The sequence below is a fragment of the Acidocella sp. genome, from assembly GCF_027352905.1.
In the GTDB taxonomy this organism is placed as follows: domain Bacteria; phylum Pseudomonadota; class Alphaproteobacteria; order Acetobacterales; family Acetobacteraceae; genus Acidocella.
Genome location: NZ_DAIEIF010000044.1, coordinates 1 through 23,390, shown reverse-complemented (window position 1 = coordinate 23,390; position 23,390 = coordinate 1). Strand labels below are relative to the sequence as shown.

Sequence of the window (23,390 nt, the reverse complement as noted above, 5' to 3'; positions counted from 1 at the left end):
GTGCGCCGGATAGAGATGATAGCAATTCGTCCAGACCCTCCCGGCCTTGATGCCGCGCCCCATGCGGTAGGCGCGGTTGCCGTCGCGCGACCATACCCCCGCGCCCAGCCCGTAAAGCGTGTCATTGGCCATGGCCAGCGCCTCTTCCTCGGTCTTGAAGGTCGTCACCGAGAGCACGGGCCCAAAAATCTCCTCCTGGAAGATGCGCATCTTGTTATGGCCGCGGAAAATGGTCGGATTGATGTAGTAACCTCCCGCGAGCGCCCCTCCCAGCTCCGCCTTGCTTCCGCCGGTGACCAGCTCCGCCCCCTCCTGCTTGCCGATATCGATATAAGAGAGGATTTTCTGCACCTGCTCGGAGGAGGCCTGGGCTCCCAGCATGGTGGCGGGATCGAGCGGGCTGCCCTGCTTGATCGCCTTCACCCGCTGCAGCGCCCGCTCCATGAATTTGTCGTAGATGCTTTCCTGGATGAGGGCGCGGGACGGGCAGGTGCAGACCTCGCCCTGGTTGAGGGCGAACAGCACCAGCCCCTCGATCGCCTTATCGAGGAAATCGTCATCCTCGGCCATTACGTCCGCGAAGAAGATATTGGGAGACTTTCCGCCCAGCTCCAGCGTCACCGGAATGAGGTTGTGGCTGGCATATTGCATGATCAGCCGGCCGGTCGTCGTCTCGCCGGTGAAGGCGATCTTGGCGATGCGCGGACTGGAGGCGAGCGGCTTGCCCGCCTCGAGCCCGAAGCCGTTCACGACATTGACCACGCCCGGCGGCAGCATGTCGCCGATCAGCTCCATCAGCACCATGATGGAGATGGGTGTCTGCTCCGCCGGCTTAAGCACGACGGCATTGCCCGCCGCCAAAGCCGGAGCCAGCTTCCAGATCGCCATCAGTAAGGGGAAATTCCAGGGAATGATCTGCCCGACCACGCCCAGCGGTTCATGGAAATGATAGGCGACGGTGTCATGGTCGATCTCGGAGAGCGAGCCCTCCTGCGCCCGGACGCAGGAGGCGAAATAACGCAGATGGTCGATGGCCAGCGGCACGTCGGCGGCGGTGGTCTCGCGGATCGGCTTGCCGTTATCCACCGTCTCCACATAGGCGAGAAGGTCAAGATTCTGCTCCATCTTATCAGCGATGCGCAGCAGGATCTGGGCGCGCTCGGCGGGCGGGCGCTTGCCCCAGGCCTCGGCGGCGGCGTGCGCCGCGTCCAGCGCCAGGTTGATATCCGCCTCGTTGGAGCGCGCGGCCTGGGTATAAACCTGGCCGGTGATCGGCGTGACATTATCGAAATATTGGCCGGAGAGCGGCGGGGTGAATTTGCCGTTGATAAAATTGTCGTAGCGCGGCTTGAAGGTGAAGCCAGCGAGGGCGCCCCCGGGAAGCGGGGCTATGGCGGCATCGAGCATGGGTTACTCCTCCTGAATTTGGCGCGGCGAACCGCTTTGTTGTGAGGTTAGTCTAGCGCAAAACCCGGGAAATCCAAATCACCAATGCGCTCGCCCAAAAACTTTTCCCGTGTTGATTTGAATCAATGAAGTTTCAGTCCCGGCTTGGCAAAAACTGCTCATCCCAAGCGGATACACTCCCCTAACTTAGCCCTGCCATGGCAACCATGGCAGGGTTTTTTCTTGGAGCAATTATATACTTGACGTAAGTTACGCCAAATATAGAATAAACGAATGGCCCGGTTTGCCTGCACTGCGGTTGCATGGAAAATATCGGCGCGGTGCAGGGCAAGTCTCACCGGCCTGGGCTGTTATACTGCGGCGACTGCAAGGGCCAGTTCACGGTTACCATCGGCACGGTGTTTGAGCGGTCCAAGATCGCCTTAAACAAGTGGTTACTGGCTGTTCATCTGCTTTCGGCTTCCAAGAAGGGCATTTCCTCGCACCAGCTTCACCGGATGCTGGGCGTGACGTACAAAACGGCCTGGTTCATGTCTCACCGCATCCGTGAGGCGATGGTCTCCGGCGGCTTGGCCCCGATGGGCGGCAACGGCGCGCCGGTAGAGGCGGACGAAACTTTCATCGGCAACAAGAAGGGTGCCAAGATAAAGCGTGGCCACGGTCATAAGCGTGCCGTTCTGGCCTTGGTGGAGCGTAAGAGAGGTTCGCAGCTTCTATGTGGACGGCGTGAGCGCCGCTGACGTTATGCCCGTTCTCAAGGCGAACATTGCGCCGAAAGCGTCCCTCATGACGGATCAGGCGGGGCAGCACCGCTATGTTCACAAGCATTTTGCCAGCTACGGCACGACGAACCACAGCGCGAGGTACATTCCAACACTGTCGAGGGCGTGTTCTCAATCTTCAAGCGCGATGCGTGGAATCTACCAGCATTGCGGCGAGCAACACCTTCACCGCTACCTCACTGAGTTCGACACCAGGACCAAGCTGGGGTTCACGGATGCCGACCGGGCCGCCCTGGTGCTGCGCGGTGTTGAGGGCAAACGTCTGACCTATCAACAAGCTGCTGAGCAGCACGGTCCCAAAGTCGTCTTTTAAGGCGACCTGTCCGGCGGCATCGGACTATTGCGATCACCCGGATCAGCTTTCTTTCGAGTTCTGGCCGTCTGGGGAGGGTGGCTAGCGTATTGCTGCGGCGGCATCGCTAGAAACTGCCGCAACACAGCGGTGCGACGTGCCTCTGTTTATTCTTCCGTATAATCACCTATGTGTTCGTCCAATATCCTTGACTCCGTCTTATGGAAACCAACAAAACAGGGGATTAAAAAAGTTGGTTAATTGAAGTGTTTTTACAGCAGGAAAAACACACAGCGTTGTATATGGCGCTTGACGCGGTATGTTACCATATCATAAAAGAAGGCGCTGGGATTCGTGGTCCCGGCGCCCTTACATCCCGTTCCCACCCGGAACAAACACAGAGAGGTTAGGAAGATGACGCTCCAAATACCCTAGGAGGGGGCCTTGCCCCTTATGTCCTAAGGCGGGAAGGAATCCGCCGTCTCGAACTCTGTCGGGACGGCTCCCCTTATATATGAAAAGCGGGAGAAATCAACATGTCTGATCAGGCGTTTGGTTCAGATCCGTACGCGGCAGTACTAGCTGATTTAATGCGTCGTCGCGATGAAATTGACAATGCCATTAGAGTCATTGAAGCCGTGCGGGGCGATGGCGCTGGAAATGCAGTTACCGCTGCACCGGAACAACCCGCGTCTGAGTCTAATCAGAATGGGCAATTTATCGGAATGAGTATTGCCGAAGCCGCCAAATTGCTCTTGCGCAACAAGCGCAAAACCCTAAGTAGTGCCGAGATCGTAGAGGGGCTCATTGCAGGAGGTCTGGCCTTAACATCTGCCGAGCCTAGCAACGTCATTGGCTCTATTTTGACGCGTCGGTTCTATGGCCCTGGCGACATCGTTCGAGTTTCGCGTGGGCAATGGGGGCTTAAAGAATGGTATCCGGGACGGAACTTCCAAAAAAGAGAGGAGTCGTCCAAAGTTAAGACAGAATCTAGCTCAGCGGCGGACCTTGCTGATATGCCGGCCAATCCCGAAGACGGGGAGGGCGCCGGCTCGTAAGTAATGCCAATCAAATCTTGCCCTTCTATTGGAACCATTTTGACCTGCAATTTTAACCAGGGCTTTAAAGAGCCAGAAATGGTGAAAAATCGCCCGGTTGTTGTGATAAGTCCGCAGATTTCATGGCGTCCTGGACTGTGTACGGTGGTTAGCTTGAGTTGCACAGCACCGGTTCCCGTGCGTCCATACCACTGTAAATTGGTCATAACGCCACCCCTTCCCGAGCCGTGGAATTCAAAAGAGGTTTGGGTAAAGGGCGATATGATTGCTGCCGTCGGATTTCATCGTCTCAATTTGATCCGCCTTGGTCGTGACGAACACAATAAGCGCGCTTATCACGCGACCGCTATCTCCGAAGAGCAACTGACTCAGGTCCGGAAATGCGTTCTACACGGGCTGGGTATGTTTCAGTTGACCAAGCACCTATAAAATCCTATTTTATTGCCGATAGCTGCTCTCTAGCTTCGGCAGATCAGCGCCTAAGACCTCTTCGGAGGCGGCCATCCTGCTGGTGATAACAAACCATTGGATGGCGTCAGAATAAGGGCCCCGTCGAAAGACGGGGCCTTTGTTTTTCGATTTTACATAAAATCGACCCGTCACACTGTACCACATAATTGGTTGTGGATACATTTTGTAATGTATATAATCGCCTTTTCTTGGGACTAAAGCGAGGGGGTCAGACGGCGCGGGCGTGACGCGGGCCAGACGCGGTCTGCTGGAGATACTGGTCGAACAGCGCCGCGACATTGCGCAGGAAGGGCCGTCCGCGCCGGGTCACGGCCAGGCGGGCGCCATCCCAGCTCACCAGCCCATCGGCGGCGAACGCCGAGAGTGGCGCGGCATCGGCCAGCAGCACCGCCGGGCTGGCGGCGAAGCGGCGCGCCATATCCGGTAAATCCACGGTGAGGTCGCACATGATCCGCTCGATCACGGCGCGGCGCAGCCGGTCCTCGGCCGTGAGGGCGATGCCGCGCGCCACGGCCAGCCGCCCCGCGTGAACCGCCGCCTCATAGGCCGGGATGGCGGTGGCGTTCTGGACATAACCTTGGGGTAGCGCGCCAATGGCGCTGGCGCCGAGCCCGATCAGCGCCGGGGCGGCGTCGGTGGTGTAGCCTTGAAAGCCCCGCTGCAATGCCCCGGCCTGGGCGGCCCGCGCCATCGCGTCCTCCCGCCGGGCGTAATGGTCCAGCCCCACCGGCTCCATTCCGCCCTCCTCCACCAGCACGGCGCGGATCGCCGCCTCCTGAGCCAGGCGGTCCAGCGCCCCGGGCAAGGCGGCCTCAGGGATCAGCCTCTGGTGTTTCTTCATCCACGGCACATGCGCGTAGCCAAACACGGCGGCGCGCGCGGGCGCCAATTCCAAAGCCAGCCGGGCGGTGCGGGTGACGGTCTCGGCGCTCTGCCCCGGCAGGCCATAGATGAGGTCGAGATTGAGGGAGGTGACGCCCAGCCGCCACAGCCCCTCCGCCGCAGCCCGCGTCTCGGCGAAGCTCTGCATCCTGCCAATGGCGCGCTGCACCGCCTCGTCGAAATCCTGCACACCCAGGCTGGCGCGGTTGACGCCCATGCGGCCCAGCGTCTCCAGCTTGGCTGGCGGCAGCGCCGCCGGGTCGATCTCCAGGGCGATCTCGGCATCATCCGCCAGCGCGAAGCGCGACCGGATCAGCGCCATCAGCTCGCGCAGGCAGTCATCCGGCAAGGCGGTGGGCGTGCCCCCGCCCCAATGCACATGCACGACCCGGGCCTGGCGCCGGAGCCGTGCCGCCACCAGCTCGATCTCGCTGGCGAGGGCGGCGGCATAGGCGCGTTTCGGGCGCTCGTGCCGGGCCACGGTTGTGTGGCAGCCACAATAAAGGCAGAGCCGGTCGCAGAAGGGCACATGCAGGTAGAGCGACAGCGCCGCTGCCTCCGGCAGGGCCTCCAGCCAGCGCCCATACGCCTCGGCGTCAATGCCCGGGTGGAAATGCGGCGCGGTGGGATAACTGGTATAGCGGGGGACGCGCCCGTCATAACGGGCGATCAATTCGGTGTCGGTGATCATGGCCGGGCAGCATCGCCGCCGCCGGCCAACGCTGCCTTGATGCAGGTCAACCGGGGAGAAAGTCCGGCACCGAGAGGTAGCGCTCGCCCGTGTCGTAATTGAAGCCGAGAAGCCGGCTCCCCTCCGGCAGTTCCTTCAGCTTGTGGGCGATGGCCGCCAGCGTCGCGCCCGAGGAGATGCCGACCAGCAGCCCTTCTTTCACGGCGGATTGGCGCGCATACTCCTTTGCGTCCTCGCCCTCGATGGTGATGATTCCGTCAATCGCCTCGCGGTGGAAATTGCCGGGCACGAAGCCCGCGCCAAGGCCCTGGATGGGATGGGGCCCGGGCGCGCCGCCGGAGAGAACGGGCGAGGCGGCGGGCTCTACCGCGAAGGCCTTGAGCCCGGGCCAGCGTTGTTTGAGAATTTCCGCGACGCCGGACAAATGCCCGCCCGTGCCCACACCGGAAATCACCACATCCAGCCCCTCCGGAAAATCAGCCAGAATCTCCTGGGCGGTGGTGCGGCGATGCGCCTCGACATTGGCGGGATTCTCGAATTGCTGGGGAATGAAGGAGCCGGGATTCTGCTCTTGAAGCTCCAGGGCGCGGGCAATCGCCCCCTTCATGCCCTTCTCCTTCGGGGTCAGGTCGAAGGTCGCGCCATAGGCCTGCATCAGCCGCCGCCGCTCCAACGACATGCTCTCCGGCATTACCAGGATCAGCCGGTAGCCTTTCACCGCCGCCACCAGGGCCAGCCCGACCCCGGTATTGCCCGAGGTTGGCTCGATGATCAGCCCGCCCGGGCGCAAGCTGCCATCGCGCTCCGCCGCCTCGACCATCGCCAGGGCGATACGGTCCTTGATCGAGCCGCCAGGATTGGAACGCTCCGATTTGACCCAGACCTGGGCGTCAGGGAACAGGCGGGACAGCCGGATATGCGGGGTATTGCCGATGGTATCGAGCACGGAGGCGACGGGCATTGTGATCTCCTGATTATGGCTTCGATGAATTATATTACGGACATACTGTCTACCCCGCCTCGCGGGCGCGGGTCACGGTTCGCCGCAGCAACTGGCCGGGCTGGTGGGGGGCGGCCAGCGCGGCCGCGAATTGTGCCGGCGCGTGTTCAGGCGGCGGCTCGAAACTGGTGAACCCGCAACCCTTCAGCGCCTGGAACTGGTCCGGCAAAAAATGTCCGGTCGCCCGCAAATCGCCCCGGTAGCCGTGCTGGCGCAAAGCGCGCGCCAGGCTGAAGCCGCGGCCATCGCGGAACTGCGAAAAGGTGATGGCGATCACCCGCGCCGCCGCCAGCCGGGGCAGCACCGCTTCCAGCCGGGTGTCGGACGGCAGCACCTCATCCGGGGGCGCGGCGCCGGGGAGGATCCTCGCCTCGGCGTCAATGACTGGCATAGACCGCCTCCTTGAACGGCTCGGCGCCGAGGCGCCGGTAGGTGTCGATGAACCGTTCCCCCGGGGCGCGGATGGCGAGATAGGCCCCGATCAGGGCTTCCATCGCCTCGGGCACTTGGGCAGCCGGCACGGCGGGGCCGATGATGCGGCCGATCGCCGCGCGTTCATCCGCCGCGCCGCCCAGGGTGATCTGATAGACCTCCTCGCCATTCCGGTCGACGCCGAGCAGGCCGATATGGCCGACATGGTGATGGCCGCAAGCGTTGATGCAGCCAGAGATATTCACATGCAACGTGCCGATCTCATGCTGGCGCGGCGCCAGCCGCTCGGCGATGCCCTGCGCCACCGGGATGGAGCGCGCCGTCGCCAGGGTGCAATAATCCATACCGGGGCAGGCGATGATATCCGTCACCAGCCCGATATTATCAGTGGCGAGCCCCGCTTTTGTCAGCGCCTGGAACAAGGCGGGCACCTCATCCTTGGGGACATGCGGCAGCACGAGATTTTGCACGTGGGAGACGCGGATCTCCCCATGCGAATAGGCATCCGCGAGATCGGCGATGGTTTCCATTTCCCCGGCGCTGGCATCGCCGGGAATCCCCCCTACGGGTTTGAGCGAGATGACCGCCGAAACATAGCCGGGCGCCTTGTGCGGATGGGTGTTCTGCCTCACCCAGGCGGCGAGGACGCGATCATCCAGCATCGCCGCCTTCAGCACGCCGCCATCCTGGCGGGGAAATTCCGGAGCGGGAAACCGGGCCGCGACCGCCGCGACGATCTCGGGCGTCAACCGGGCGTAATCAGGGGGAAGCGCCGCGTATTCATCCTCGACCATGCGGATGAAAGCCTCGGGCTTCATCTCGCGGATGAGAATTTTGATTCGCGCCTTGTAAAGATTATCGCGGCGGCCCAAGGCGTTGTAAACACGCAGAATCGCCTCGCAATAGCGCAACAACTCCGCCTCGGGCAGATCGTCTCGCAGCTGGATGGCAAGATGCGGCGTACGCCCCAGCCCGCCCCCCGCGAAAACCCGGAACACCGGCTCCCCCGCCGCGCCGCGATGCGCCTCCAGCCCGATATCATGGGCGCGCATCGCCGCCCGGTCATGCCCCGCCCCGATGATGGCGATTTTGAATTTACGCGGCAGATAGGTGAATTCCGGGTGGTCGGTGGACCATTGCCGCAGAATTTCCGCGTAGAGCCGGGGATCGACGGTCTCATCCGCCGCCGCCCCCGCGAATTCATCGGTGGTGATGTTGCGGATGCAGTTGCCGGAGGTTTGGATGCCATGCATATCCGCCTCGGCCAGCGCCGCCAGCGCCGCCGGCACATCTTCCAGCCGCAGCCAGTTGAACTGGATGTTCTGCCGGGTGGTGAAATGGCCATAACCCCGGTCGAAATGCCGCGCCACATAGGCGAGTTGACGGAGCTGGGTGGAGCTCAGCACGCCATAGGGGATGGCGATGCGGAGCATATAGGCGTGCAATTGCAAATAAACGCCGTTCAACAGCCGCAGCGGCTTGAATTCCTCCTCGGACAACTCGCCCCGGCGGCGGCGCTCCACCTGCGTGGCGAATTCGCGCGCGCGCTGGCGGAGAAATTCGCGGTCATATTCATCGTAACGGTAAATCCCTGCGAAGGGCGAGCATGAGCGCGAGGAGGGTAAAGGCGGCAAGGGCGCCGCCGCGTCCCGCCAGGGGCCGGCAGGCAGATCCGTCCGCACGGAGGGGCCGCGAGCGCGGATCTGCTCCCGATGCGCGACAGGTATGATCATTCCATCGGCCTGCCGTGTCACCGCGACGGCATTTATCTCCACCACCTCCAATTCGGTATCGGCCGGCAGGGCGGCCAAAGCCGCCCGGCTTCCCGGCTCGTCGAACAGGGCCGCCTCGTCCAGCTGGGCGGACCAGCCTCGCTCTCCCGCATACCAGACCGAAACGCCATCGCTCAGCCGGTTACCGGTGATCGTCCAAAATTGCATCTCTTCGCGCTCTCTTCCGCGTCACTCAACCGCACAGGGGCAAGATAGAGTGTTTTTCTACAGACCGGCGCGGAAAAGTAAAATCATGGAAAAATCAGGCTTTCTCCGTGCTCTTTAGAGATGATTTTAGCGTCTCTCCTCCTAAAAGAGAAAGCTTCACCGTTCGATCTGGCTGATATCGCGCACCGCCCCCCGGGCGGCGTTGGTCGTCATCGCCGCGTAGGCGCGCAGCGCCGGGGTGATCTTGCGCTGGCGCGGCGCGGCTGGCTTCCAGCCTTTTTGCGCCTGGGCGGCGCGGCGGGCTTCAAGCATGTCTTCCGTCACGTTCAGGGCGATTTCGCGGTTGGGAATGTCGATTAGGATTTCATCGCCGGTTTCAACCAGCCCGATGAGCCCGCCCTCCGCCGCCTCGGGCGAGACGTGGCCGATGGAAAGGCCGGAGGTGCCGCCGGAAAACCGGCCATCCGTCACCAAGGCGCAAGCCTTGCCCAGCCCCTTGGATTTCAAATAGCTGGTGGGATAGAGCATTTCCTGCATGCCGGGCCCGCCTTTCGGCCCTTCATAGCGGATCACCACCACTTCGCCCGCCTTGACCTCACCGCTGAGAATGCCGGAAACCGCGGCGTCCTGGCTCTCGAAGACCCGGGCGGTGCCCCGGAAGGTGAGGATGCTTTCATCCACCCCCGCGGTTTTGACGATACAGCCCTCGGGCGCGAGATTGCCATACAGCACCGCCAGCCCGCCATCCTGGGAGAAAGGATGGGTGGCGGCGCGGATCACCCCGTTCGCACGGTCGGTATCCAGCGTCTCCCAGCGGGCGGATTGGCTGAAGGCGGTTTGCGTCGGCACATTGCCCGGGGCCGCGCGGTAGAAGGTCTTCACCTCCTCGCTATTGCTGCGGGTGATATCCCAGCGGTTCAGCGCCTCGCCCAGGGTAGGGGCATGCACGGTGGGAAGGGAGGTGTCGATCAGCCCGGCCCGCTCCAACTCGCCGAGGATGGCGATAATGCCCCCCGCCCTGTGCACATCCTCCATGTGCACGTCGTTTTTGGCCGGCGCCACCTTACAGAGGCAGGGCACGCGGCGGGAGAGGCGGTCTATGTCCGCCATGGTGAAATCCACCTCCGCCTCGCGCGCCGCCGCCAGCAGATGCAGCACGGTATTGGTCGAGCCGCCCATGGCGATATCGAGACTCATCGCGTTCTCGAAAGCCTGGCGGCTGGCGATGCCGCGCGGCAGGGCGGTGGCGTCATCCTGCTCGTACCACCGCCGGGCGAGGCCGACGATGAGATGCCCGGCCTCGCGGAACAATTTCTCCCGGTCGGCATGGGTGGCGAGCACCGAGCCATTGCCAGGAAGCGAGAGGCCCAGCGCCTCGGTCAGGCAATTCATGGAATTGGCGGTGAACATGCCGGAGCAGGAGCCGCAGGTAGGGCAGGCGGAGCGCTCGACCAGCCGCACCTCCTCGTCGCTATAGGCATCATCGGCGGCCACCACCATAGCATCCACCAGATCGAGCGCGCGCTTTTCCCCCTTCACCACGGCCTTGCCCGCTTCCATCGGCCCGCCGGAGACGAAGATGGCGGGAATATTGAGCCGCAGCGCCGCCATCAGCATACCCGGGGTAATCTTGTCGCAATTGGAGATGCAGATCAGCGCGTCGGCGCAATGGGCGTTGACCATGTATTCGACCGAATCGGCGATCAACTCCCGCGAGGGCAGCGAGTAGAGCATGCCGTCATGGCCCATGGCGATCCCATCATCCACGGCGATGGTGTTGAACTCCTTGGCCACCCCGCCCGCCGCCTCGATCTCGCGCGCCACCAATTGCCCCAAATCCTTGAGATGCACATGGCCGGGAACGAATTGGGTGAAGCTATTGGCGACGGCGATGATTGGCTTGCCGAAATCCGTCTCCTTCATGCCGGTGGCGCGCCAGAGCCCGCGCGCGCCGGCCATGTTACGGCCATGGGTGGTGGTACGGGAACGGTAGGGGGGCATCGCGGTCTCTCCAAGGGGAATTTTATTCCCTTTTAAGCCGGACGCCGGGAAAAACCAAATCTTCCCCGGCCTCCACGGCGGCATCGAAGCGTTAGGTTTGGCTCGCCGGCCGGGCTCTCGCTTGACAAATTCTAACCATCGTTAGAAATTCCTCCCTCTCGCCGGATGGCGTTTGCAGCAAAAGACCCCGTCTCACAGCGGGGCAGAACCAGGGAGGGCTGGCGGCGTATGCGATATGACAACGCAGAGCGGTTGCCGCGCATGGGCGAAAAAACGACGAGCCATCCAGGCCTGGCCGCTCCCGCGGTGCGGCCGCCACCCGGACCCTTCAACACATGACCCACCTGCTATCCAATATTTCCACCGCCGAGGAGGAGTTCCGCCTCAACCGCGCGGCCTATGAGGAACGGATCGCCGATCTGCACCGCCGCCGCGCCGCCGCGGTTATTGGCGGGCCGGAGCGCGCCCGCCGCCTGCACCGCGAGCGCAAGCAGATGCTGCCGCGCGAGCGGGTGGCCGCGCTGATCGACCCCGGCTCGCCCTTTCTCGAATTCGGGCAATTGGCTGGGGAGGGGTTTTATGACGATGTGCCGCCGGGCGGCGGCATCATCACCGGGGTGGGGCTGGTGGCGGGGCGGCCCTGCATGATCATCGCCAATGACGCCACGGTGAAAGGCGGCACCTATTTCCGCATCACCGCGAAAAAACACGTGCGCGCCCAGATGTATGCGTGGCAGCACCGCCTTGCCTGCATCACGCTCGTGCAATCGGGCGGCGCCAACCTGCCCGAACAGGCCGATATTTTTCCCGATGATGGGCAATTCGGCTCGGTTTTCTACAATCAGGTCCGCATGTCCGCCGAGGGCATCCCCCAGATCGCCACGGTGCACGGGCCCTCGACCGCCGGCGGCGCCTATATTCCTGCCCTGTGCGATGAAATCGTCATTGTGCGCAACCAGGGCGCGATTTTCCTCGGCGGACCCGATCTTGTCTATGCGGCGACCCGCGAGGAGGTCGATACCGAGACACTGGGCGGCGGCGACATGCATAGCCGCATCAGCGGCGTCACCGACCATCTCGCCGAGAACGACGCCCACGCCATCGCCATCGTGCGCGAGATCGTGCGCAATCTAGGCGCCGCGCCGAAGCAGCGGCGGGATATCGCCGCGCCCAAAGAGCCGCGCTACGACCCGCGCGAGATTTACGGCATCGTCAACCGCGATTCCCGTATTCCCACGGATAACCGCGAGATTCTGGCGCGGCTGGTGGATGACAGCTATTTTCAGGAATTCAAGCCGCTCTACGGCGACTCGCTGATTTGCGGCGTCGCCCGGCTCAAAGGCTACGAGGTTGGTATCCTCGCCAATAATGGCGTGATTTTCAGCGAGTGCGCGCTCAAGGGGGCGCATTTCATCGAATTGTGCTGCCAGCGGGATATCCCATTGCTTTTTCTCGCCGATGTGTCCGGCTTCATGGTCGGCAAGACGGTGGAGCAGCAGGGGATCAGCAAGCATGGCGCCAAATTCATCACCGCCATGGCTTCCGCCAATGTGCCGCGTTTCACCATCATCACCGGCGGGTGTTACGCGGCTGCCTATCTCGCCATGTGCGGGCGTCCCTTCAAGCCGAACGCGATGCTGATGTGGGCGGGGGCGCGCTCCGCCCTGCTAGGGCCCGACCAGGCGGTGACCACCCTTACCCGGATTCGGGAAAAGGCGCAGAAACGCGACGGCACCTCCTGGACCGATGAAGAAAAATCGGCGTTCCAGGAGCCCATCCGGCGCAGCTTCGAGGAATTTTCCAGCGCCTATAATTATGCGCGCAATCTCTGGTGCGACATGGTGATCGACCCGGCTGAAACCCGCGAAACCATGGCCATGCTGCTGGATCTGGCGGGGCGGCTGCCCGCCCAGGCCACGCAGTTCGGCGTGTTCCGGATGTGAGGCGATGATGTTCAGAAAAATATTGATCGCCAACCGGGGCGAGATCGCCTGCCGCATCGCGCGCACGTGCCACCGCCTGGGCGTGGCCACTTGCGGGGTCCATTCCGCCGCGGACAGGGATGCGCTGCATGTGCGCGCGGTGGGGGAATCGATCGAGATCGGCGGCGCCGCCGCCGCAGACAGCTATCTGAAGGGCGACGCCATCATCGCGGCGGCGTTGCAACTGGGGGCGCAGGCCATCCATCCCGGTTTCGGCTTTCTGGCGGAAAATGCCGCTTTCGCGCGCGCGGTCGAGGCGGCGGGGCTGGTCTTCATCGGGCCGGCGCCAGAGACGATCGAGCGGCTGGGCGACAAGGCCGCCGCCAAGGATGAAGCGCGCGCGGCGGGCATTCCCATCGTTCCTGGCAGTGAAACGCCGAGCGCCGCGGCTGGGGAGCTTGCCAGACTCATCCAAACCCTCCGCCTGCCCGTGCTGCTCAAGGCAGCGGCGGGCGGCGGCGGCAAGGGCATGCGCATCGTCACCAGCCTGGACGGGCTGGAGGCCGAAATCGAATCCGCCATGCGCGAGGCGCGCAACGCCTTCGGCGACCCGCGTCTGATCGTCGAACAATTCATCGAACATGGCCGGCACATTGAAATTCAGATCGCGGGGGATGGGCGCGGCACGGTCGCGCATTTATTCGAGCGCGAATGCTCCCTCCAGCGGCGGCATCAGAAGATCATCGAGGAGGCTCCGGCCGCCAATCTGGCCGCCGCCTTGCGCGACCAGATGGCGGCGGATGCGGTGCGGCTGGGAGAACGGCTGCGCTACCGCGGCGTCGGCACGGTGGAATTCATCGTGCAGGGCGATACGTATTATTTCCTAGAGGTCAATCCCCGGCTGCAGGTTGAGCATCCCGTCACCGAAATGGTCACCGGCCTCGACATTGTCGAGATCATGCTACGCGTCAGCGCCGGAGAGCCCCTGCCGGTATGCCAGCAAGAGGTGACGCTGCGCGGGCACGCCGTGGAGGCGCGCATCTACGCCGAAGACCCGGCCCAGGATTTCATGCCCTCCACTGGCCCCCTTGTGCATGTAGAAATGCCCCAGGGTGTGCGGGTGGAGACCGGGATCGAAACCGGCATGGAGGTGACCCCGTATTACGACCCGATGCTGGCCAAACTGATCGCCTGGGCCGAAACGCGCGAGGAGGCTCTGGACCGCTTAGCCCTGGCGCTGGACGAGGTTTCGGTGCTGGGCGTGCAAAACAATATCGCCTTTCTCAAGCTTTTGCTTGGCCTGCCCGAGACCCGCGCCGCCACCTTCCATACCCGGCTGATCGATGAGCGCATGCCGGGCTGGCGGCTGGACCAGCCGGAACTGGACCTGACGGCGGCGGCGCTGGCGGCGTATAGCTGGCTGCTCGGCGAGCGCGCGCCGGGCGGCCAGGGCATCTGGTCCGACCCGGCGATGACTGGCTGGCATATGAGCGAAGGCGGGGACGGGCTGGCATGCTTCCCGGCGATGGAAGTGGGATGCGGGACGATTTCCGCGCCGGTTTCCTTCTCCCCGCTGGGCCCGGATGGCATGCTTCTCACAAAAATTGGCGAGGACAAGGTCTCGCTGGCTTTGCAGCCCTTGGGCGGGGACAGATATTTGGCGATTATCGGCACGCGGCGCGAGGTGGTGCGCATCGCCCGCGCGGGCGGTTCGATCTACGTCCAGACCCGCGAGGGCAGTCACGCCTTGACGGTGAAGCCCTATCTCAGCTTCGCCGGCGCAGCCAGCGAGGCGAGCGGGCAATTACGCGCCCCCATGATGGGGATGATCCTCGCCGTGAATTACGCGGTGGGCGACCGGGTCGAGGCGGGAAGCACCGTGGTGGCGCTGGAATCGATGAAGATGGAACTGCGCGTCAAAGCCGAAATGGACGGGATCGTCACCCAGATTCATTGCCAGGTGGGAGAAACGGTCGAGCGCAACACCGTGGTCGCGGTCATCGAAGCCGGCTAGGTTCACGGAACGGATTGGTTGACAAGGAGGAAACGCGATGAGCGCAGCGGAAGACGTAGTTCTCTATTCGGTCGATAACGGGATCGCGACGATCACCATCAACCGGCCGGAACAGCGCAACGCGCTGTCCGTGGCGGCGACCAACCGGCTCCATGAGCTTTGGGAGCAGGTGGACGCGGATAAGGATGTGCGCGTCGTTATCCTGACCTCGGCGGATTGCGGCACGTTCTGCGCCGGACTCGATCTGGTGGAGGCCGCGCGCATCCGCAAAGACCAGGATATCGATATCCTCACGCTGATGAAGGATCCTTTCCACAGCCGCATGCGTCATGTGGCGAAACCGATCATCGCGGCGATGACCGGGCATTTGATGGCGGGCGGCATGCTGCTGAGCCTGAATTCCGACATCCGGGTAGGTCTGGCCGGCACCAAAACCGGGATTACCGAAACCCGCATAGCCGGGCGTGGCAGCCCCTGGGCCATCCCCTTGTTGTGGATGATCCCCCAGCCCTTCCTGATGGAAATGACCTTGACTGGGGACCTCTACCCCATCGAACAACTCAAGGAATTCGGCTTCATCAATTATCTGGAAACATCGCCGGACGACGTGCGGAGCCGGGCGCAGAAACTCGCCCAGCGCATTCGTGACAACGCCCCGCTCTCGGTGATGGCTGGCAAGGAATCGATCCTCACCGCGATGAGCGTCGGCTGCGAGACCGGAATGTCACTTGCCGCCAATCACATCTATAAAGAGGTTTACGCGAGCGAGGACGCCAAGGAAGGCCCGCGCGCCTTTGCCGAAAAGCGCGCGCCAGTGTGGAAGGGCCGCTGACACGGCTGTGATTCAAGAATAGCTTGGAAGAGAATAATCGCGATGCCGACATGGACTGAAGTTCTGACGACGCCGGATCTGGTGACACGCGCCGCGGCGTTATGGCCGGAGAAGGACGCGCTGGTGTTCCCTGACGGACGGGAAACCTATCGGGAACTCGCCGAATCCGTGGCCCAGGTGGCGCTGGGCTTGATCGCCCTTGGCATAAAGCCTGGCGAGCGGGTTGGCGTGTTGATGCCCAACATGCTCGAAACCATGCATTATCTCTACGGCATTCAGGCCATCGGCGCCGTCGCCGTCCCGCTCAACACCCGCAACCGGATCCGCGAAACCCAATACATCGTCGGGGATGCGGATCTCCGCGCCATCGTGACCACCGATGTGCTCGACGACACGATCGATCTCGTCGCCCTGCTGGCGAAATCCTTTCCCGATCTCGAAGCGCAAAAAGACCCGTTCAATCTCGATATCCGGGAGGTGCCCAATCTCAGGCATATCATCCTGGTCGGCTCCAAGGATCTGCCTTACATCATCAAGGCTGATCATCTGCGGAAGATGGGCGGGCGGGTGGACCGGGACGTGCTGGAGCTGCGGCAAAGCCGGGTCCGGCTGCGTGACATCGCGCTGATGCCCTATACCTCCGGCACCACCGCGTCACCCAAGGGCTGCCCGATGACCCAGGAGGCCATCAACCGCACGGCGATCGAGCAGGCGAGGGTGCTCAAGCTCACGCCAGATGACGGCATTTTTTGCCCGCTGCCCGCCTTTCACATGGTGTTCTACATGGCGATGCTGGCCTGCATGAGCGTCGGCGCCACCACCGTCACCGTCCGCTATTTTCAGCCCGACGTGGCGGTGCGTCTGTTGCGGCAAGAGCAATCGACCCATCTTTTCACGGTGTTTCCCGTTTTCGTGCAAGGCATGATGGGAGATCCCGGCTGGCAAGAAGGCGGGCTCAACATCCGGGTTCTCTTCGCCGTGGGCGCCGAAAAGAGCATACGGCATATCGAGGCGCAGCTTCCCGGCGTTTCCGTGATCAGCGGCTATGGCTGTACCGAGGCGGGGGGCCAGATGGTCCTCGGCATCCCGGAAGACCCGCTCGACATACGCGCGACGACGGGCGGCAAGCCGTTTCGGGGCATGGAGGCGACGATTCTGGACGAGGAGGGACGGGAATTAGGCCCGGGCCAGCGCGGTGAGATCGCCCTGCGCGGCTATAACATGTTCGAGGGCTATCATAACGACCCGGAGAAAAACGCCCGGGCCTGGACCAAGGATGGCTGGTTCCGCACCGGCGATATCGGCATCATGGATGAAGGCGGGCGCGTGACCTATCTCGACCGGGAAAAGGACATGTTGAAAGTGGGCGGCGAGAACGTCGCCGCCGCGGAGATAGAAAGCGTCCTGGGGACGCATCCCGCGGTCCATATCGCCCAGGTGGTGGCGGCGCCGGACAAGAAATATGAGCAAGTCCCGGCCGCCTTCATCCAACTCCGGCCCGGCCAGAGCGTCACCGCGGAGGAATTGCTGGAGCATTGCCGGGGCCAGGTGGCCAGCTTCAAATTACCCAGGCATTTCCGCTTCGTCACGGAATGGCCGATGTCGTCCACGAAAATTCAGAAATTTCAGCTCCGGGAGATGATCGCCCGAGAGCTGGCGGAGCCGTGAGGAGCCGCCAGCTCGCTCCCCATTAACGATCCTTGAATTGAGGAGGGCGTTTTTCCAAAAACGCCTTCATCGCCTCGGGAAAATCATGCGCGCATAAGAGGACGGTTTGGATATCACGTTCGATATCCAGCGCTTCCAGATAAGATTTGTCGGGAATGGCCAGCATGACGCGCTTTGAGCTCTGCATGCCAAAAGCGGGATGCACCGCGACTTCACGGGCGATGGCGATGGCGCGGGCCTCGAAATCAGCAGCGGGCACGCATTCCTCGACCACACGCAACTCCTTGGCGGTACGCCCGTCAATCTCGCGCCCGGTGAACACCAGCATTCTCGCCACGCCCGCCCCGCAACGTTGCTGCAACAGCCAGCTAGAGCCGGTATCGGGGCATCCGCCCACCTTGGCGAAGACCTGGCAGAAACGGGCGGTTTCAGCGGCGACGATGATATCAGCCGAGAGGGCGAGGCTGAACCCGGCGCCAAAGGCGACCCCGTTGACCGCGGCGATGACCGGCTTTTTGAATTGGTAGACCGCCTGCCCTCCTTTATGAACCTCTCCCACCATTTCAGACGTGGCGCGCGCGCCATTGGCAATCACGGTTTGAAAGCCGATCAAATCACCGCCGCTGCTGAAATGATCGCCTCCCGTGATGACCAGGGCGCGAATCGAATCGTCCTGCTCGGCCCTCGCCAGATAATCCACCAGCGCCTTGGCGAAGGCCACGCTATAGGGGTTGCGCTTCTCCGGGCGGATAAAGCGCAAAATGCCGACAGGGCCATCCCTGTCCAGCCGCATCAAATCATCCATCGCCGCTCTCAACGCCCCTGCCATACCGGCGCGCGCTTCTCGGCAAAGGCCCGCGGCCCCTCTATCGCATCCTGGCTGGCATAAACCACCTCATGCAGCCGCATGCCTTCTTCCATGCCCTTCTCGCAGCCCAGATCCATCGTCGCGCGCACCGTTCCCTTGGCGGCGATCACCGAGAGAGGCGCCGCGCTGACGATGCGCCGGGCCAGTTCATAGGCGCGCGCGCGCACCGCATCCGGCGTATCTTCCAGATAATTCGTAAACCCGTAATCATGCAGCCGCTCGATGGGGAACAAATCTCCCGTCAATACGATTTCCATGAGAATAGGCTGGGGCAGCATGGTTAAACCCGGTGCGGCCCAGGGCGATCCGCGGCCTCTCTTGACCTCGGTGATGCCCGCCTCGGTACCCTTTAGCCCCACCCGCAAATCGCTGTTCAACGCCAGCATCATGCCGCCGGCCATTAGCGATCCCGTCATCGCGGCGATGATCGGCTTGCGGCATTTGCGCATGGATGTATGAAACGGATCGCGCAGCTTGGTGAGAATATCCACGCCTTCCTTTTGCTTGACCTCGGCGGCCTCTTTGAGGTCCATGCCGGCGGAAAAAATGCCGCAATCGGCGGAGGTCAGGACCGCGACACGTATCGAATCATCCTGATCGACCCTTTGCCACGCCTCGGACAGGCCGTCCGACACCGCGATGGAAATGGCGTTCTTGCGCTCGGGCCGGTTGATGAACACCGTGGCGATGCCGTCCTCAACCTTGAATTCGACTGGAGTCTTTTCCATTCCCTTGTCCTTTCTTCCTCGCCCTCGGGCTTCAATTAATCTTAAAATAATCCGGCCGGCCCGTGGGCCAGGGATCGCCCCACATTTGCTGGCCTCCATCCACGTTCACCACCTCGCCGGTGAGAAACTTTCCGGAGGTTGCCGAAACATAAACCGCCGCCTCGGCGACATCCCACTCATCGCCGGTATGGCGCATCGGGTTGGCCTCGCTGAAGGTGGCGGCTCCGCCTTCCGGATACTGGGCAAAGCCGGTGCTTTCACAATAACCGGGCGCCACGCAATTGACCCGGATCTGATGAGGCGCCCACTCGACCGCGACGGATTTGGAAAGATAGATCACCCCCGCCCGGGCGGCGGCGGTATGGGCCATGCCCGGCAGGCCCCGCCATATCGTGGCAACGATATTGACGATCGAACCTGGCTGATCCTTTTCCACCCATCGCCGCGCCGCCGCCTGCATCATCCACCATGTGCCGTTGAGATTGGTGTCGATGACCGCGTTCCAGCCCTTCACGCTGAAATCGAGCGCCAGTTGAGGGAACTGCCCGCCCGCATTATTGACCAGGACATCGACGCCCCCTAATTCGCCATGCGCCTCATCCAGAAAAGAGGCCGCCTGGTCCGGGTCGCGAATCGTCATTGGCCTGGCCAGAACCTTGGTGCCAAAACCGCGCAAAAAATCGGCGGCATCGGCGAGCTTGTCCTGGTTGCGGCCATTGATGGCGACATTCGCGCCCAGCCGGGCAAACAACGCGGCGATGGCCAGGCCGATGCCGCCGCCGGCCCCGGTGACGATGACGGTCTTGCCGGCGAAACTCCCCGGCGCGAAGACGGTCGGATAAGTTTTCAATTCATCCCGGGAGAAGCCGAATTTTTTTTGCATCGGCACCCGATCAAGACAGCTTGAAATAATCCGGCCGGCCGATCGGCCAGGGGTCGCCCCACATCTGCTGGCCGCCATCCACGTTCAACACCTCGCCGGTCAGGAATTTGCCTGAGGGCGCGGCCATATAGACCACCGCTTCCGCCACGTCCCATTCATCGCCGGCGTGCCGCATCGGGTTACCTTCCTGGAAGGTGGCGGAGCCCTCTTCGGGGTAGCGGGCAAAGCCGGTGCTTTCGCAACATCCGGGGGCCACGCAATTGACCCGGATTTTATGAGGCGCCCATTCCACCGCCACCGTTTTGGAAAGATAGATCACCCCGGCCCGCGCCGCGCAGCTATGGGCCATTCCCGGCAAGCCGCGCCAGATGCTCGCGACGATATTGATGACCGAGCCGGGCTCGGATTTCGCCACCCATTTGCGCGCCGCCGCCTGGGTCATCCACCAGGTGCCGTTGAGATTGGTGTCGATGACCGCGTTCCAGCCTTTCACGGTGAAATCGAGCGCGAGCTGGGGAAATTGGCCGCCGGCATTGTTGACGAGCGTGTCGAGTCCGCCAAACTCATTGTGCACTTCATCCACGAACAGCGCCGCCTGTTCCGGGTCACGGATCGACATGGGCCGGGAATAGACTTTTTTACCGAACCCGCGCAGGAACGCGGCGGCATCCGCTAGTTTTTCCTCGTTGCGGCCATTGATCGCGACATTCGCGCCCAGCCGCGCGAAAAGCGCGGCGATGGCGAGCCCCAGACCGCCCCCGGCGCCGGTCACGACCACGTTATGATTGTCAAAAAGCCCAGGGGCGTAAACCGTGGGATGGGTTCGCAATTCCTCTCGCGAAAATCCAAATTTTACTTCGGACACGGCGCTTCTCCCTCCAGGCTATCTCTTGGGTCTCAATCTAACGATCGTTAGAAAATCGGTCAACAGCGGCCCATTCTTGAAGGCGGAGCGATTCCCAAGTAGGAGACGGACTCACGCTCACGCGGCTGGGGCCGGATTAGCACAGTGGTAGTGCAGCGGTTTTGTAAACCGAAGGTCGGGGGTTCAAATCCCTCATCCGGCACCACCCCGTCCTCCGGACGGAAATTGGCGTGAGCCCAGGCGCCGCGTGACGCGCCGCCCGGATTTGGCTAGGCTGCGGCCCATGGAAACGCAAGAAACCCTCGCCGCCGCGCGCCAGATTTTCGGCGAGCGGCTGACCTTCAATGCCAGTATTCGTGAAACCCATGCCCATGGCGAGGCCAATCCCGCCTGCCATCTTCCGGATGCGGTGATCTTTCCTGAAACCACGGAGGAAGTGTCCCGCCTGCTGGCGCTCTGCCATGCCAACCACACCCCGGTTACCCCCTTTGGCGCCGGCACCTCGCTGGAAGGCCATGTCGCCCCCGTCCGCGGCGGCATCAGCCTCGATCTCTCGCGCATGAACAAGGTGCTGGCGCTGAACGCCGAGGATCTCGACGCCCGGGTCGAGGCAGGCGTCACCCGCCGTCAATTGGAGCTTGACCTGCGCGAACATGGGCTGTTCTTCTCCGTCGATCCCGGCGCGGACGCCACCATCGGCGGCATGTGCGCCACCCGCGCCTCCGGCACCACCACTGTCCGCTACGGCACCATCCGCGACAATGTGCTGGGCCTGCGCGCCGTCATGGCCGATGGCACGGTGGTCGATACCGGCGGCCGGGTCCGCAAATCCTCGACCGGCTACGACCTCACCCGCCTGCTCATCGGCTCGGAGGGCACGCTCGCCATCATCACCGAGATCCAGCTCAAGCTGCACGGCATCCCGGAAGCCATCGGCGCGGCGGTGTGCGGTTTCGCCAGCGAGCATGACGCGGTCGCCACCGTCATCGAGATCATCCAGACCGGTATTCCCGTTGCCCGGGCCGAATTCGCGGACGCCGCCCAGATGGCCGCCTCCATTGCCTATTCCAAACTCACCCATCTCGCCGCCCAGCCCAGCCTGATGTTCGAGTTCCATGGCAGCGCCGAAAGTGTCGCCGAGCAGGCCGCGCGGGCCGAGGAAATCGCCTGCGCCCATGGCGGGGCGGGCTTCGCCTTCGCCACGGAGGCCGAGGCCCGCAACCGCCTGTGGCGCGCCCGGCATGACGCCTTCTGGGCCGCCCGCGCCGCCTATCCCGGCATGGGCGCCTTTTCCACCGACACCATCGTGCCCATCTCCCGCCTCGCCGAGGCTCTCGCCCTCACGCGGGAACTGGTCACCCGCTCCGGCCTGCACGCCACCATTGTCGGCCATGTCGGCGACGGCAATTTTCATGTTCTCATCCTCTACCCGGAGGGCGAGGCGGCCCGCGCCTGGGAGCTGGACCGGGGGATCGTCGGGCTGGCGCTTTCCCTGGGCGGTTCCGCCAGCGGCGAGCACGGGGTCGGGCTCGGCAAGCGGGAGTTTCTGCCCCTCGAGCATGGCCCGGCGGCGCTGGAGGTCATGCGCGCCATCAAGCGGGCGCTCGACCCGCGCGGCATCCTCAACCCCGGCAAGATATTTCTTGAATGAGACGGGCCGGACGGGCCTAAAAATCGAGGCCGATATCCAGCACCTTGGTTGAATGGGTGATCCATCCCGCCGAAATCAAATCCACCCCGCTTTCGGCGATGGCGGGCGCGGTATCGGCATTGATCCGCCCGGAGGCTTCCGCCACCGCCCGCCCGCCAATCCGCCGCACCGCCTCGCGCAGCATGGGCGGATTCATATTGTCCAGCAGCACCGCGTCGGGTCCGTGGCGCAGGGCCTCGTCGAGTTGTTCGAGATCGTCCACCTCGATCTCGATCTTGACGAGATGCCCCGCCGCGCGGCGGGCAAGCTCCAGCGCCGCCGCCACCCCGCCCGCCATGGCGATGTGATTGTCCTTGATCAGGATGGCGTCATCCAGGCCGAAGCGGTGATTGGCCCCGCCCCCCGCCCGCACCGCGTATTTCTCCGCGAAGCGCAGCCCCGGCGTGGTTTTGCGCGTGCAGGTGATGCGAGCGCGGGTATGGGCGATGGCATCGGCGATGCCGCGCGTGGCGGTAGCGATGCCGGAGAGATGGCCAAGAAAATTCAGCGCCACCCGCTCGGCGGTGAGCACCGCCCGCGCCGGCCCCTCGACGAGGGCGATGACATCGCCGGGCGCCAGCCGCGCCCCATCCTCCCGCTGGGCGGTAAAGCCGATGCCGGGCGCGATGAGGGAAAAGGCGGCGCGGCAGAAATCGAGCCCAGCCAGCGTGCCGGGGTCGCGCGCCACCAGCGCGCAGCGCGCCCGGGCCGTGGCGGGCACCACCGCATCGGTGGTGATATCGCCGCCCCGGCCCAGATCTTCGAGCAAGGCGGCGCGCACGCTCTGTTCGACGAGCAGGGAGGGAAGCGGAGAAAGCATCATGCGGCCTCGCAAAGCAAAGGATCATCGGCGCGGGCATGGGCGCCGGCGGAGCCGGGCCGGGCCAGCGCCGCCTGGGCGATCGCCGCCGCCAGCGCGGCGGCCGGGTTGGCGGCCAGCCGGGCGAAATGCGCCGCCGCCGCT

The 23,390-nt window shown here is 63.3% G+C and carries 21 protein-coding genes and 1 tRNA gene; 10 read left to right on the top strand and 12 right to left on the bottom strand.

What is annotated here, in order from left to right; translation table 11 throughout:
• The coding region (gene adh, locus M7H45_RS08230) for an aldehyde dehydrogenase (RefSeq protein ID WP_298215957.1) at positions 1 to 1,407 on the bottom strand (1,407 nt) is incomplete at its 3' end.
• A gap of 302 nt (positions 1,408 to 1,709) precedes the next feature.
• On the opposite strand from adh, the gene M7H45_RS08225 reads away from it, so the two are divergent.
• The 4 genes from M7H45_RS08225 (at position 1,710) to M7H45_RS11340 (ending at position 3,968) form a co-directional block, all read left to right on the top strand.
• Complete coding sequence (locus tag M7H45_RS08225) at positions 1,710 to 2,147, top strand: IS1595 family transposase (protein WP_298215955.1); 438 nt, start codon at positions 1,710 to 1,712, stop codon at positions 2,145 to 2,147.
• Positions 2,148 to 2,151: 4 nt separating this feature from the next.
• Positions 2,152 to 2,502, top strand: coding sequence for a transposase (locus M7H45_RS08220; protein WP_298215963.1), 351 nt, complete (start codon positions 2,152 to 2,154; stop codon positions 2,500 to 2,502).
• Between the two features lie 515 nt (positions 2,503 to 3,017).
• The gene (locus tag M7H45_RS08215; protein ID WP_298215953.1) at positions 3,018 to 3,539 is read left to right on the top strand and encodes a winged helix-turn-helix domain-containing protein; all 522 of its coding nucleotides are present in this window, start codon (positions 3,018 to 3,020) and stop codon (positions 3,537 to 3,539) included.
• Positions 3,540 to 3,542: 3 nt separating this feature from the next.
• Entirely contained in the window at positions 3,543 to 3,968 is a 426-nt protein-coding gene (locus tag M7H45_RS11340; protein WP_366145525.1) for a type II toxin-antitoxin system PemK/MazF family toxin, read from the top strand.
• 250 nt (positions 3,969 to 4,218) lie between these two features.
• On the opposite strand, the gene hemN is transcribed toward M7H45_RS11340, so the two are convergent.
• The 5 genes from hemN to ilvD form a co-directional block, all read right to left on the bottom strand.
• Entirely contained in the window at positions 4,219 to 5,583 is a 1,365-nt protein-coding gene (gene hemN / locus M7H45_RS08210; protein ID WP_298215951.1) for an oxygen-independent coproporphyrinogen III oxidase, read from the bottom strand.
• 46 nt (positions 5,584 to 5,629) lie between these two features.
• On the bottom strand, positions 5,630 to 6,544 hold the full coding sequence (gene cysK / locus M7H45_RS08205) for a cysteine synthase A (protein WP_298215950.1): 915 nt from the start codon (positions 6,542 to 6,544) through the stop codon (positions 5,630 to 5,632).
• 49 nt (positions 6,545 to 6,593) lie between these two features.
• Positions 6,594 to 6,974 carry a DUF934 domain-containing protein gene (locus tag M7H45_RS08200; protein ID WP_298215948.1) on the bottom strand — a complete coding sequence of 127 codons (381 nt, stop codon included), beginning with the start codon at positions 6,972 to 6,974 and terminating at the stop codon, positions 6,594 to 6,596.
• Complete coding sequence (locus M7H45_RS08195; protein ID WP_298215946.1) at positions 6,961 to 8,955, bottom strand: DUF2849 domain-containing protein; 1,995 nt, start codon at positions 8,953 to 8,955, stop codon at positions 6,961 to 6,963. Before M7H45_RS08195 ends, M7H45_RS08200 begins: the two co-directional genes overlap by 14 nt.
• 156 nt (positions 8,956 to 9,111) lie before the next feature.
• A complete protein-coding gene (gene ilvD / locus M7H45_RS08190; RefSeq protein ID WP_298215944.1) occupies positions 9,112 to 10,956 on the bottom strand; it encodes a dihydroxy-acid dehydratase in 1,845 nt (614 codons plus the stop codon).
• A 335-nt stretch (positions 10,957 to 11,291) separates the two neighbouring features.
• On the opposite strand from ilvD, the gene M7H45_RS08185 reads away from it, so the two are divergent.
• Genes M7H45_RS08185 through M7H45_RS08170 form a run of 4 tightly spaced genes read left to right on the top strand, consistent with a single transcriptional unit; the run spans position 11,292 to position 17,392 of the window.
• Positions 11,292 to 12,899 carry an acyl-CoA carboxylase subunit beta gene (locus tag M7H45_RS08185; RefSeq protein ID WP_298215942.1) on the top strand — a complete coding sequence of 536 codons (1,608 nt, stop codon included), beginning with the start codon at positions 11,292 to 11,294 and terminating at the stop codon, positions 12,897 to 12,899.
• Positions 12,900 to 12,903: 4 nt separating this feature from the next.
• Positions 12,904 to 14,892 (top strand): biotin carboxylase N-terminal domain-containing protein, encoded by a 1,989-nt coding sequence (locus tag M7H45_RS08180; RefSeq protein ID WP_298215940.1) that lies wholly within the window; start codon positions 12,904 to 12,906, stop codon positions 14,890 to 14,892.
• Between the two features lie 37 nt (positions 14,893 to 14,929).
• A complete protein-coding gene (locus M7H45_RS08175) occupies positions 14,930 to 15,724 on the top strand; it encodes an enoyl-CoA hydratase/isomerase family protein (RefSeq protein ID WP_298215938.1) in 795 nt (264 codons plus the stop codon).
• Between the two features lie 42 nt (positions 15,725 to 15,766).
• Positions 15,767 to 17,392 (top strand): class I adenylate-forming enzyme family protein, encoded by a 1,626-nt coding sequence (locus M7H45_RS08170; protein ID WP_298215936.1) that lies wholly within the window; start codon positions 15,767 to 15,769, stop codon positions 17,390 to 17,392.
• 22 nt (positions 17,393 to 17,414) lie between these two features.
• On the opposite strand, the gene M7H45_RS08165 is transcribed toward M7H45_RS08170, so the two are convergent.
• The 4 genes from M7H45_RS08165 to M7H45_RS08150 are packed head-to-tail and all read right to left on the bottom strand — an operon-like array spanning position 17,415 to position 20,736.
• Positions 17,415 to 18,197, bottom strand: a complete 783-nt coding sequence (locus M7H45_RS08165; RefSeq protein ID WP_298215933.1) for an enoyl-CoA hydratase/isomerase family protein — start codon at positions 18,195 to 18,197, stop codon at positions 17,415 to 17,417.
• An 8-nt stretch (positions 18,198 to 18,205) separates the two neighbouring features.
• On the bottom strand, positions 18,206 to 19,087 hold the full coding sequence (locus M7H45_RS08160; RefSeq protein WP_298215931.1) for an enoyl-CoA hydratase-related protein: 882 nt from the start codon (positions 19,085 to 19,087) through the stop codon (positions 18,206 to 18,208).
• Complete coding sequence (locus M7H45_RS08155; protein ID WP_298215929.1) at positions 19,020 to 19,871, bottom strand: SDR family oxidoreductase; 852 nt, start codon at positions 19,869 to 19,871, stop codon at positions 19,020 to 19,022. Before M7H45_RS08155 ends, M7H45_RS08160 begins: the two co-directional genes overlap by 68 nt.
• A 10-nt stretch (positions 19,872 to 19,881) precedes the next feature.
• A complete protein-coding gene (locus M7H45_RS08150; protein ID WP_298215928.1) occupies positions 19,882 to 20,736 on the bottom strand; it encodes an SDR family oxidoreductase in 855 nt (284 codons plus the stop codon).
• 130 nt (positions 20,737 to 20,866) lie between these two features.
• Between M7H45_RS08150 and M7H45_RS08145 the strand changes: the two genes are divergently transcribed.
• Together M7H45_RS08145 and M7H45_RS08140 are read left to right on the top strand one after the other, a co-directional pair.
• Positions 20,867 to 20,941, top strand: a tRNA-Thr gene (locus tag M7H45_RS08145).
• A 78-nt stretch (positions 20,942 to 21,019) separates the two neighbouring features.
• A complete protein-coding gene (locus M7H45_RS08140) occupies positions 21,020 to 22,387 on the top strand; it encodes an FAD-binding oxidoreductase (protein WP_298215926.1) in 1,368 nt (455 codons plus the stop codon).
• Between the two features lie 16 nt (positions 22,388 to 22,403).
• Here M7H45_RS08140 and nadC read toward each other — a convergent pair whose 3' ends face one another.
• Both nadC and M7H45_RS08130 read right to left on the bottom strand, forming a co-directional pair.
• The gene (gene nadC, locus M7H45_RS08135) at positions 22,404 to 23,261 is read right to left on the bottom strand and encodes a carboxylating nicotinate-nucleotide diphosphorylase (RefSeq protein ID WP_408832696.1); all 858 of its coding nucleotides are present in this window, start codon (positions 23,259 to 23,261) and stop codon (positions 22,404 to 22,406) included.
• A complete protein-coding gene (locus M7H45_RS08130) occupies positions 23,246 to 23,341 on the bottom strand; it encodes a hypothetical protein (RefSeq protein ID WP_298215959.1) in 96 nt (31 codons plus the stop codon). The genes nadC and M7H45_RS08130 overlap by 16 nt, the downstream gene beginning before the upstream one ends.
• Positions 23,342 to 23,390 lie beyond the last annotated feature (49 nt).